General features: G+C 69.5%; 8 protein-coding genes. 1 reads left to right on the top strand and 7 read right to left on the bottom strand.

All coding sequences use genetic code 11. The features are described from left to right. Positions 1-54 precede the first annotated feature (54 nt). The 5 genes from ACIPV1_RS10380 to ACIPV1_RS10360 all read right to left on the bottom strand — a co-directional run bounded on the left by ACIPV1_RS10380 (position 55) and on the right by ACIPV1_RS10360 (position 6,086). Positions 55-561: a hypothetical protein gene (locus tag ACIPV1_RS10380; RefSeq protein ID WP_402726314.1), complete on the bottom strand. Its 507-nt coding sequence runs from the start codon at positions 559-561 to the stop codon at positions 55-57. A gap of 62 nt (positions 562-623) precedes the next feature. Beyond that, complete coding sequence (locus tag ACIPV1_RS10375; RefSeq protein ID WP_123938968.1) at positions 624-2,366, bottom strand: ABC transporter ATP-binding protein; 1,743 nt, start codon at positions 2,364-2,366, stop codon at positions 624-626. Then, a complete protein-coding gene (locus ACIPV1_RS10370) occupies positions 2,363-3,313 on the bottom strand; it encodes an ABC transporter permease (RefSeq protein WP_123938969.1) in 951 nt (316 codons plus the stop codon). The genes ACIPV1_RS10375 and ACIPV1_RS10370 overlap by 4 nt, the downstream gene beginning before the upstream one ends. Continuing rightward, positions 3,303-4,232, bottom strand: a complete 930-nt coding sequence (locus tag ACIPV1_RS10365) for an ABC transporter permease (protein WP_123938970.1) — start codon at positions 4,230-4,232, stop codon at positions 3,303-3,305. The genes ACIPV1_RS10370 and ACIPV1_RS10365 overlap by 11 nt, the downstream gene beginning before the upstream one ends. Positions 4,233-4,460: 228 nt before the next feature. Beyond that, entirely contained in the window at positions 4,461-6,086 is a 1,626-nt protein-coding gene (locus tag ACIPV1_RS10360; protein WP_123938971.1) for an ABC transporter substrate-binding protein, read from the bottom strand. Positions 6,087-6,392: 306 nt separating this feature from the next. On the opposite strand from ACIPV1_RS10360, the gene ACIPV1_RS10355 reads away from it, so the two are divergent. Beyond that, positions 6,393-8,390, top strand: a complete 1,998-nt coding sequence (locus tag ACIPV1_RS10355; protein WP_123938972.1) for a S9 family peptidase — start codon at positions 6,393-6,395, stop codon at positions 8,388-8,390. Here ACIPV1_RS10355 and gcvP read toward each other — a convergent pair. Continuing rightward, positions 8,387-11,326, bottom strand: a complete 2,940-nt coding sequence (gene gcvP, locus ACIPV1_RS10350) for an aminomethyl-transferring glycine dehydrogenase (protein ID WP_402726313.1) — start codon at positions 11,324-11,326, stop codon at positions 8,387-8,389. The genes ACIPV1_RS10355 and gcvP overlap by 4 nt on opposite strands. After that, positions 11,323-11,700, bottom strand: a complete 378-nt coding sequence (gcvH, locus tag ACIPV1_RS10345; protein WP_123294121.1) for a glycine cleavage system protein GcvH — start codon at positions 11,698-11,700, stop codon at positions 11,323-11,325. The genes gcvP and gcvH overlap by 4 nt, the downstream gene beginning before the upstream one ends. Position 11,701 lies beyond the last annotated feature (1 nt).

The raw sequence follows: 11,701 nt of genomic DNA, 5'->3' as shown, positions 1-11,701 counted from the left end.
ACACGTCGTGCGCCGGGCCTCCCGTCCGTCTCGTGGTCGCGATCGCGAGCCGCGTCAGGCTCCCAGCCACAGGCTGAGCAGCGAGGCGGCGAGCAGCGCCAGCGCCGCTGCGCCGACCGCCAGGGCCGGCACGTCCCAGCCGCGCACGGCATCGCCGTCACCGGCGACGGCACGCTGCTCAGCCCACCGGTCGAGCAGCACGGTCATCTCGTCCGGCTGGCGCAGCACGGCACGCTCGCCGCGCCGGGCCGGCTTCGGCCGGGGCAGCGACGGACCGCCCCAGCACTGCACGCGACGGCCGGCGACCGTCTCGATGACGATCTGCCAGCGGAGCTTGACGTCGGCGACCGCGTGCCACTGCACCACGGTGCGGCGGAGCGGGTTGACGACGGTGACGGCCGTGTCGTCGATGCGGATGCACGGGCGGTAGGTGAGCACCCACAGGACCCAGACCAGCACGGCGATCGGTCCGACGGCGTCGAGCACCACGATCCAGCTGCCGCGCACCGCCGCGTCGACCAGCAGGAAGAGGCCCAGGACGGCGACGAGGCCGGCCGCCACGGCGCCTCCGCGACCAGCGCGGAGGACGACGGGACGTCCGGCCTCGTTCGTGTCCAGCAGGATCAGCGTCCGAACTCGAACCCGGCGCCGGGGATGGCAGCCAGGAGGTCCTTCGTGTACTGCTCCTTCGGGGCGGCGAAGACCTCGTCGGTCGTCGCCTTCTCGACGATCTTGCCCTGGCGCATGACGCACACGTTGTCCGCGACCAGGCGGACGACCGCCAGGTCGTGCGTGATGAACAGGTAGGTCAGGCCGAGTTCGGTCTGCAACTCCGTCAGCAGGTCGAGGATCTGCCCCTGCACGAGCACGTCGAGCGCGGAGACGGCCTCGTCGAGGACGATGACCTCCGGCTTGAGTGCGAGCGCGCGCGCGACGGCGATACGCTGCCGCTGCCCGCCCGAGAGCTCGTTCGGGTAGCGGTTGACCATCGACTTCGGCAGCGCGACCTGGTCGAGCAGCTCGAGCACGCGGGCTCGACGCGACGCCTTGTCGCCCACCTTGTGCGTGGCGAGCGGCTCGGCGATCGTGTTCCCGACGTTGTACATCGGGTCCAGCGAGCCGTACGGGTCCTGGAACACCGGCTGCACGCGGCGGCGGAAGTCGAAGAGGTCCTTGCCCTTCAGCGCGCCGATGTCGATGCCGTCGAACTGCACGGTGCCGCTCGAGATGCTCTCGAGCTGCAGCACCAGCTTGGCGACGGTCGACTTGCCCGAACCGGACTCGCCGACGAGCGCCGTGGTGGTGCCCTTCGGGATCGCGAACGACACGTCGTCGACGGCCTTGAGCTCGCGGGTGGCGAGGCTCTTGCCGCGCAGCTTGTAGATCTTCTCGAGGTTCTTCACCACGATGAGGTCCTCGGCGGGACGGTGCTCGCGCTCCTGCGCCCGGGCGATGAGCTCGGCGTCGTCGTTGCCGGCGTCGGCGATCTCGATGCGCTCGTGCTGCACCTTCGACTGGATGCGGCGGCTCGCGAGCGAGGGCGCCGCGGCGACCAGGCGCTGCGTGTACGGGTGCTGCGGGTTGGCCAGGATCTCCTTCGAGGGACCGGCCTCGACGACCTGGCCCTTGTACATCACGACGAGCTTCTCGGCCCGCTCGGCGGCGAGGCCGAGGTCGTGCGTGATGAACAGCACCGAGGTGCCGAAGTCGCGGGTCAGGCTCTCGAGGTGGTCGAGGATGACGCGCTGGACCGTGACGTCGAGCGCGCTCGTCGGCTCGTCGGCGATGAGCAGCTGCGGGCGGCTCGACAGACCGATGCCGATGAGCACGCGCTGCCGCATGCCGCCGGAGAACTCGTGCGGGTACTGCTTGAGGCGGTTCGCGGCGTCGCCGAGGCCCGCCTCCTTCAGGACCTCGATCGCACGGTCGCGGACGGCCTTCTTGCCGGTGGCCATGCCGTTCGCACGGATGGCCTCCTCGACCTGGAAGCCGATCGACCACAGCGGGTTGAGGTTCGACATCGGGTCCTGCGGGACGTAGCCGATCTCCTTCCCGCGGATCTCGGACATCTCCTTGTCGGTCAGCCCGACGAGCTCACGCCCGTTGAACTTGATCGACCCGCCGGTGACCTGGCCGGTGCCGGGCAGCAGCTTGATGATCGCCTGGGCGCTCGTCGACTTGCCGGAACCGGACTCGCCGACGATGGCCAGACGCTCGCCCTGCTCGAGAGTGAGGTCGACACTGCGCACGGCCTGCACGAGACCGGACTGCGTCTTGAAGCCGACCTGCAGCTCGCGGATCTCGAGCAGCGGGGCGCCGTCGGCGTTGGTGCGTCGGCCGGTGGGGTTGGTCAGCGTCTCGCTCATCGGCGGGCCCTCGCCTTCGGGTCGAGCGCGTCGCGCACCACGTCACCGAGGAGCAGGAACGCGAGCACGGTGATGGACAGCGCGGCCGACGGCCAGAAGATCGTCGACGGGTTGGTGCGGATCGACGTCTGCGCCGTTCCGATGTCGAGACCCCAGCTGAGGGCCGACGGCGGCAGTCCGATGCCGAGGAACGACAGGGTCGCCTCGGCCACGATGAAGGAGCCGAGCGAGACGGTCGCGACCACGATGACCGGAGCCAGCGAGTTCGGGATGACGTGGCGCAGCAGCGTCTTGAACCGGCTGACGCCGAGGGCGGCCGACGCCATGACGTAGTCGGCCTGCTTGGCGCTCAGGACGGCACCACGCATGATGCGGGCGATCTGCGGCCACGCGAACGCGGCGAGCACGAGCGCGACGGTGATCGCGTTCCGCGCGGGGATGACGGACATGATCACGATCGCACCGAGGACGGTGGGGATCGAGAAGAAGATGTCGCCGATGCGGGACACGATCGTGTCGAGCCAGCCGCCGTAGAAACCGGCCAGTGCGCCGATCACGATGCCGACCAGCGACACCAGGACCGTCGCGACGATGCCGACGATGAGCGAGTTCTGGGCGCCCCAGATCACGCGGGCGTAGACGTCGGAGCCCTGACGCGTGAAGCCGAGGATGTGCCCGGCCTCGGGTCCGCCGTCACTGTTGTCGAGGTTCGACGCCCGCGGGTCGACGTGGGCGAAGAGCCCGGGGAAGACCGCGACGACGATGATCAGCAGGATCAGGATCGAGGAGATCCAGAACGTCGGGCGGGTCCGCATGGACTCCCAGGCGTCGGTCCACAGGGAACGGGTCTTCTCGTCCTCGTTGACCTGGTCGATCGCCTGCAGGGGCGTTTCCTCCAGCGGGGCGACGAAGTGCGTCGCCGAACGGGGTGCGGCGTTACTTGGCATAGCGGATCCTCGGGTCCAGGACGGCGTAGAGCAGGTCCACCAGGAGGTTGGCGAGCATGAAGATGATGACCATCACGGCGACGAAGGAGACCACCGTCGGACCCTCGCCGAGCTTGACGGCGCGGAACACCGTGCCGCCGACACCGTTGATGTTGAAGATGCCCTCGGTGACGATCGCGCCGACCATCAGGTTGCCGATGTCGACACCCAGGTAGGTCACCACGGGGATGAGCGAGTTCCGGAAGATGTGCACGCCGACCACACGACGACGGGGCAGGCCCTTCGCGGTCGCGGTGCGCACGAAGTCCGCCGTGGTGTTCTCGGCGACGCTGGCGCGGGTGAGGCGCACGATGTAGGCGAACGACACCGTCGCGAGCACGATGGCGGGCAGGACGAGCTCGGACCAGGGGGCCTCTCCGGACACCGTGACCCGGAACAACCCGAGCTTGATGCCGAACACGTACTGCAGCAGGAACCCGACGACGAAGGTCGGCACCGAGATGAGCAGGAGCGACACGACCAGGGCGGTGGCGTCGAACAGCTTGCCCTTGCGCAGACCCGCGATGACACCGACGACGATGCCGGCGACGGCCTCGAACACGAGCGCGAGGATCGCCAGGCGAGCGGTGATCGGGAACGCCGAGGCGAGCTGCTGGCTGACCGGCAGACCGGAGTAGGTCACGCCGAGGTCGCCGCGGAACACGCCGCCGATCCAGAGCAGGTACTGGACGATGAACGGCTTGTCCAGGTTGTACTGCTGGCGCAGCGTCTCGATGACCTGCGGCGACGGCTGGCGGTCGCCGAACAGTGCTGCGATCGGGTCGCCGGGCAGCGAGAACACCATGAAGTAGATGAGGAACGTGGCCCCGAAGAACACGGGGATGAGTTGCAGGAGGCGCTTGCCGAGGTACCAGAGCATCAGATCCCTGCCCGGTCCGGAGCGATGTCGATCAGGTTCATTGTGGTGAGGGGTGGACGTTCCGAGGGTCGGCACGGATGTCCGGTTCGGGCGGCGGCGCCCGATGTGGTGGGGGAAGGTGTTGCCGCCGAGGTACGGGGGTTCGGGGACCTGTGCGGTCCCCGAACCCCCGTCCGGTGGTCGCGAGGCAGGATACCTGCCCACGCGGTGCTCTCGAGGAGAGCGGTGTTACTTCGTGACCTCGATGTCGTAGTACAGCGGCACCGAGTTCCAACCGAACTTCACGTTGGACACGTTGTCGGCGTTCCAGACACCGGTGACGTTCGAGTACCAGAGCGGGATCTCCGGGAGGTCCTTGAACAGGAGCTCCTGGGCCTGGTCGAAGGACTTGTTGCCCTCTTCGACCGTGGCGGCCGAACGGCCCTCGGCGAGCAGGTCGTTGTACTCCTTGGAGTCGTACCGCGAGTAGTTGTTCGACGAGCCCTCACCCATGGTCGGGCCGAGGAAGTTGTACAGCGACGGGTAGTCGGCCTGCCAACCGGTGCGGCTGCCGCCCGTGAGCTTGTCGTTCGTCTGGAGGTCAAGGGCCTCCTGGAACGTCGGGATCGCGTTGCCCTCGGCCTTGATGCCGAGCGTGTTCGAGATCGAGTTCGTGACCGCGGTCACCCACGCCTCGTGCCCACCGTCGGCGTTGTACGTGATGGTGAGGGTGTCGTCGTACTTCGAGATCTTGTCGGCCTCGGCCCACAGCTTCTTGGCCTCGGACTCGTTGTAGTCCAGGACGTCGGAGCCGTCGAGGTCGTCGTTCCAGCCCGCGATGACCGGCGACGTGAAGTCCTTCGCCGGGGTGCGCGTGCCGTCGAAGATCTTGTCGGTGATCTGCTTGCGGTTGATGGCCATCGAGACGGCCTCACGACGCAGCGTGCCTTCCTCGCCCTTCCAGTGGTCGAGGTAGTACGGCAGGTAGATCGCCTGGAAGATGGCGGCCGGCTGGTTGACGTTCGAGTCCGGGAAGTCCGACTTGTACGTCGCGAAGGCTGCGTCCGGCACGGCGTCGAGGACGTCGAGGTTGCCGCCCTGCGCGTCGGAGTACGCGGTGTCCTGCGAGGCGTAGAACGTGATCGTCAGACCACCGTTCTTCGGCTTGCGCTTGCCCTCGTAGTCCTTGTTGGTGACGAGCTTGATGGACTGGTTGTGCGTCCAGGCCTTCTTGCCGTCGAGCTTGTACGGACCGTTGCCGATCGGGCTCTCACCGAACGCCTTGGTGTCGTCGTAGAACGAGGACGGCAGCGGCACGAACGCCGAGTAGCCGAGCGACAGCGGGAAGTCCGACTGGGCCGACTTCAGCGTGACGGTGAACTCGTCGTCGTCGACGACCTTGAGGCCCGTGAGCTCCGAGTCCTTGTCGGCGTTGTAGCCCTCGATGTTCTCGAAGAAGTAGCTGGCGCCCTGGGCGTTCGACTTCTGCGCGGCCCAGTTCCAGGCCTTGGTGAAGGACTCCGCGGTGACCTTCTCGCCGTTCGTGAACGTGTAGTTCGTGTTCAGCTTGATGTCGAAGGTCTTCGAGTCATCGGTGTCGATGCTCTTCGCGACCTCGTTGACGGACTTGCCGTCGGCGTCGTAGGACACGAGGCCCTCGAAGAGCGAGTCGATGATCTTGCCGCCACCGGTCTCGGTGGTGTTCGACGGGATCAGCGGGTTCTGCGGCTCGCTGCCGTTGGTCGTGACGATGCCGGACGCGTTGGACGAGCCCGAGCCACCCCCACTGTTGCTGTTGCTGGAGCAGGCGGTCAGGGCGAGTGCTGTGGCCCCGAGCACGGCGAGGGCTGTGAGCCCGGCGCGCTTCTTGATCAAGGTTCCTCCTGGTGCATGGGACGCGCAAGGGCACAGCGGTGTCACCCGGGCGCGTTTGACATCTGCACTGTAGGCAAGGTGGACAGCAGCCTCCAAACCCTGGAGCGAACGGTTACAAGCCGGTAACCAACTTGCACGATCCTTGCGAGAAGATGCAAGATTCGCGCGCTTGCTGAACGCCCTCGCGCTTTTATTGCATCTGCATGAAATTCGTTGCACTGCGACACAGTTCTGTGCAAGGAAGACCTGTCCCGAGTCCCCCTCAGGACCCGGGCATCCGCGCCGCACCAGCCGTACCGTGAACACGTGCTCGCGAACGACATCCCCCATCTCCACGTCCCCTCCTCCCCCACCGTCAGCGGTGATCCCGGGGACGGCGGAGCGGCCTTCGTCGCGGTCTCGCGTCCGGACCTCGAACAGGACGCGTACCGCAGCACCATCGAACGCGTGACCGGCGAGGGCGCGGTCCGCTGGACGTCGGGCGACCGCGATTCGTCGCCGACACTGTCACCGGACGGTCGCTGGCTCGCCTTCCTCCGGTCCGTCGACGACGACCACGGCGTCGCCCACCCACAGCTCGCCGTCGCACCGGTGCACGGCGGCGAGGCCCGCGTCGTCACCGCGCTCCCCCTCGGTGCCGGCGACCCCGTCTGGTCGCCCGACTCGACACGTGTCGCGGTGACCGCACGGTTCCCCGAACCCGGGCGCTACGGCTCCGCAGTCCCCGGCGGCGACCGTCGCCCGGCAGCGGCCGCCGAGGAGCCGCGGCTCGTGTCGCGGCTCGACTTCCACGTCGACGGCACGGGGTACCTGCTCGACAAGCCGCAGCAGATCGTGGTCGTCGACGTCACCGACCCGGCAGCGGCACCGGTGGACTCCCCGCTCACGAGCGCGCCCTGCTCGGTCTCCGCACCGGCCTGGTACCCGGACGGCGGCGCGCTCCTCGTCGTCGCCCCGCGAGACCTCGGTGTGCGTGAGACCCACGACGACGACCTGTACCGCGTCGACGCGTCCGACGGCACGATCGCGCTGGCGATCCGGACCGAGGGCTCCGTCAGCTCGATCGCGATCGCCCCGGACCGTACCGTCCACTACGTCGGGGCGTCGCACCGCGACGGGCGACTGGTCGGCGAACCCGAAGGGCTGTGGGTCGCGGCCCACGACTCCGAACCGGTCCGACTGACCGCCCGCGAGACGGTCGACGTCTCCGGGACGCCGGTGTTCCACCGCGACGACGTCCTCGTGCAGGTGCTCGACCGCGGCACCGTCACCGTCCGTCGTGTCCCGGCCGGCACGACGGCTCCGCTCCGGCTGGACCAACTGGGGGTCGTCCTCGGCGGCCGTCTGGTCGTCTCGGGCTTCGACGTCGACGGGGACGTCCTGGTCACCACGGCTGCCACGACGGACTCGCCCGGCGAGGTCCACGTCGTCGACCTGACCGCCTCCGGCGATGCCGTCCCCACGGTCCTCACCGACTACGCCGCCCCGCTCCGGTCCGAGGCATCGGCCCCCGGTGTCCGCCGCATCGAGGAGCTCACCGGGAACGCTGCCGACGGCACCCCGGTGCACGGCTGGGTCGTCCTGCCCGAGGGCGAGGGGCCGCACCCCGTCCTCCGGGTGGTGCACGGCGGACCGTTCGGCCAGGACACCTGGGCGTTCTTCGACGAGGCGCAGGTCTACGCCAGTGCCGGGTACGCCGTCGTCATCGGCAACCCGCGCGGATCCGGTGGGTACGGCCTCGACCACGGCCGCGCGGTCATCGGGGCGATGGGCACCGTCGACGTCGACGACGTGCTCGCCCTGCTCGACGCAGCGCTCGAACGCCCCGACCTCGACGCGGCACGCGTCGGCATCATGGGCGGCTCGTACGGCGGGTTCATGACGAGCTGGGTCGCCGCCCACCACGGCGAGCGGTTCATCGCCGCGTGGAGCGAGCGCGCCGTGAACGCGTGGGACTCGTTCGCGGGCAGCTCCGACATCGGTTGGTACTTCGCCGACGCGTACGTCGGTGCCGACCCGGAAGAGCAGCGTCGCCGGAGCCCGCTGACGTACGCCGCGCAGGTCACCATCCCGTTCATGGTCGCGCACTCGGAAGCGGACTGGCGCTGCCCGATCGAGCAGGGGCAGCGCCAGTTCGTGGCCCTCCGGCGCGGAGGGGTCGACGCATCGTTCCTCGTGTTCCCGGGCGAGGGCCACGAGCTCTCCCGCTCCGGCACGCCGTGGCACCGCGTGCAGCGGTTCGAGCACGTCCTCGCCTGGTGGGCGGAGCACCTGCCCGTCACGCCGGTGGACGCGGGTCGCTAGGCGAACGCCTCCACCGGCGGGCACGCGCACACCAGGTTGCGGTCGCCGTACGCCTGGTCGATCCGGCGCACCGGCGGCCAGTACTTGCGGCCGCTGATGCCCGGCAGCGGGTAGACAGCCTGCTCGCGGGTGTAGGCGTGCTCCCACTCCCCCGAGATCACCGAGGACGCCGTGTGCGGGGCGTGCACGAGCGGGTTGTCGTCCGCCGGCCACTCCCCGCGCTCCACGGCCGAGGCCTCGGCACGGATGGCGAGCATCGCGTCGACGAACCGGTCGAGCTCGGCCAGGTCCTCGCTCTCGGTCGGCTCCACCATCAGGGTGCCGGCGACCGGGAACGACATGGTCGGGGCGTGGAAGCCGTAGTCGACCAGGCGCTTGGCGACGTCGTCGACGGTGATGCCGGTGGTGTCGCGCAACGGCCGCAGGTCGAGGATGCACTCGTGCGCCACGAGGCCGTCCTCGCCCGTGTAGAGCACCGGGAACGCGTCGCGCAGTCGGGCCGCGATGTAGTTCGCTCCGAGCACGGCTGCCTCGGTCGCACGGGTGAGGCCCTCGAGCCCCATCATCCGGACGTAGGTCCACGTGATGGGCAGGATGCTCGGGCTGCCGTACGGGGCCGCGCTGACCGGGCCGCCGGCGTGCGCCAGTCGGCCGTCGGCATCTGCCGCGGTCGAACCGGGCCGTCGGTCGCCCTGCTGGGCGAACGGGTGCCCCGGCAGGTACGGCGCCAGGTGCGCCTTCGCTGCGACCGGACCGACACCGGGTCCGCCACCGCCGTGCGGGATGCAGAAGGTCTTGTGCAGGTTGAGGTGCGAGACGTCGCCGCCGAAGTCGCCGAAGCGGGCGTGGCCGAGCAGGGCGTTGAGGTTCGCGCCGTCGACGTAGACCTGGCCGCCGGCGTCGTGCACGGCGTCGCAGATCTCGCGGATGTCGTGCTCGTACACGCCGTGGGTCGACGGGTACGTGATCATCAGCGCCGCGAGGGTGTCGGCGTGCTGTTCCGTCTTCGCGCGGAGGTCGGCGAGGTCGACGTTGCCGTTCTCGTCGCAGGCGACCACGACGACCTTCATGCCGGCGAGCACCGCGGACGCGGCGTTCGTACCGTGCGCGCTCGACGGGATGAGGCAGACGGTGCGCTCGGTGTCGCCGTTCGCCAGGTGGTACCCGCGGATCGCGAGGAGTCCGGCGAGCTCACCCTGGCTGCCGGCGTTCGGCTGCAGGGACACGGTGTCGTACCCGGTGACCTCGGCCAGCCAGGACTCCAGGTCACCGATCATGTCGAGGTAGCCCTCGACGTCGCCGCGCGGCGCGAACGGGTGGATGTTCGCGAACTCCGGCCACGTCACCGCGGCCATCTCGGTCGCCGCGTTGAGCTTCATCGTGCAGCTGCCGAGCGGGATCATGCCCCGGTCGAGCGCGTAGTCCTTGTCCGCCAGGTGCTTCAGGTACCGCATCATGCGGGTCTCGCTGCGGTGTGCGCTGAACACGGGGTGCGTCAGGTACTCGCTCTCGCGCACCAGACCGGCCGGGAGGCCCGTGGCCGCGTCCCGCACGGCCGCCTCGGTCGCCGGGACGGTCACGTCCACCGCCCCGAACACGCCCGCCAGTCGGGTGACGTCGTCGGGCGTGGTCGTCTCGTCGACGGAGAGCTGGAACACGTCCTCGTCCACCTGGTGCAGCAGGAAGTCGGCGTCCTGCGCTGCGCTGACGATCGCCCCGGCGCGACCGGTGGCCCGCAGGGTGAGCGTGTCGAAGAACGCGTCGTGCACGACCTCGAGCCCGGCGTCACGGGCGACCGCGGCGAGCGCCGACGTCGTCCGGGCGACCCGGTCCGCGATGAAGCGCAGCCCCTCGGGCCCGTGGTAGACGGCGTACATCGAGGCCATCACGGCGAGCAGGACCTGCGCGGTGCAGATGTTGCTCGTCGCCTTCTCGCGGCGGATGTGCTGCTCGCGGGTCTGCAGGCTGAGGCGGTAGGCCATCGCACCGTCGGCGTCGAAGGACACCCCGACCAGGCGACCGGGCAGCTGGCGTTCGAGGCCGGCCCGGACGGCGAGGTACCCGGCGTGCGGGCCACCGAAGCCGAGCGGGACGCCGAAGCGCTGGCTCGTGCCCACGGCGACGTCGGCACCCAGGTCACCGGGGCTGGCGAGCAGGGTCATGGCGAGCAGGTCGGCCGCGACGACGGCGATGCCGCCGCCGGCGTGGACGCGCTCGATGATCGGCGACGGGTCGACGATCCGGCCGGAGGCACCGGGGTACTGCACGATCACGCCGAAGGCCCCGTCGAGCTGGGCGTCGGTCGGCCCGACGACGGGGTCGAACGCACGCAGCGTGATGCCGACGGCGTCGGCGCGGTGGTCGAGCAGCGCGCGGGTCTGCGGCAGCAGGTCGTCGTCGACCAGGAACGCGTCGCCCTTCACCTTGGACGCGCGGCGGGCGAGGAGCATGCCCTCGACCACGGCGGTGCCCTCGTCGAGCATCGAGGCACCGGCGGTGGCCATGCCCGTCAGGTCGGAGACCATCGTCTGGAAGTTGATGAGCGCTTCGAGCCGGCCCTGCGAGATCTCCGGCTGGTACGGCGTGTAGGCCGTGTACCAGCTCGGGTTCTCGAGCACGTTCCGCTGGATCACGGCGGGCGTGTGGGTGCCGTGGTAGCCGAGGCCGATCATGGCGCGGCGGACGGTGTTGCGTCCGGCCTTGGTGCGGAGTTCGGCGAGCGCCTCGGTCTCGCCGACGGCGGCGGGGATCACCGAGTCGGTGACGGGTGCTGCGTGGATCGACTCCGGGATCGCCGCGCGGACCAGGGCGTCGAGCGACGGCCGGCCGACCATGTCGAGCATCGTCTGCTGGTCGGCCGGGGTGGTGCCGATGTGGCGGTCGGCGAACGAGGTCTGCAGGTTCTGGAACACCTGCTGGTCGTCGGAGCCGGTCATGCGATGGACGCCCGGTACGCGTCGTGGTCCATCAGGTCCTCGGGGAACGAGGTGCCGTCGACCTTGATCTTGACGAGCCAGCCGGTGCCGAACGGGTCCTGGTTGACCGTGTCGGGGGCGTCGACCACGGCGTCGTTGACCGCGACGACCTCGCCCTCGATCGGCGCGAAGAGCTCACCGACGCTCTTGGTGGACTCGATCTCACCGATCTGCTCGCCCGCGGTGGTGGCGGTGCCGACGGCGGGGAGCTCGACGTAGACGACGTCACCGAGCTGCTCGGCGGCGTGGTCCGTGATGCCGACGGTGACGGTGTCGCCCTCGACGAGGAGCCACTCGTGGTCGGCGGTGTACTGGAGTGCGGTCTGGTCGCTCACG

Source organism: Curtobacterium sp. NPDC089991 (assembly GCF_044748425.1).
In the GTDB taxonomy this organism is placed as follows: Bacteria; Actinomycetota; Actinomycetes; order Actinomycetales; family Microbacteriaceae; genus Curtobacterium.
Note: the sequence above shows the minus strand (reverse complement) of the source record. Positions and strands in the feature narration are given on the sequence as shown.

Coding starts and splice junctions, on each gene's coding strand:
- gcvP (WP_402726313.1), bottom strand. CDS start 11,326: ATGACCGGCTCCGACGACCAGCAGGTGTTCCAGAACCTGCAGACCTCG.
- ACIPV1_RS10365 (WP_123938970.1), bottom strand. CDS start 4,232: ATGCTCTGGTACCTCGGCAAGCGCCTCCTGCAACTCATCCCCGTGTTC.
- ACIPV1_RS10370 (WP_123938969.1), bottom strand. CDS start 3,313: ATGCCAAGTAACGCCGCACCCCGTTCGGCGACGCACTTCGTCGCCCCG.
- ACIPV1_RS10375 (WP_123938968.1), bottom strand. CDS start 2,366: ATGAGCGAGACGCTGACCAACCCCACCGGCCGACGCACCAACGCCGAC.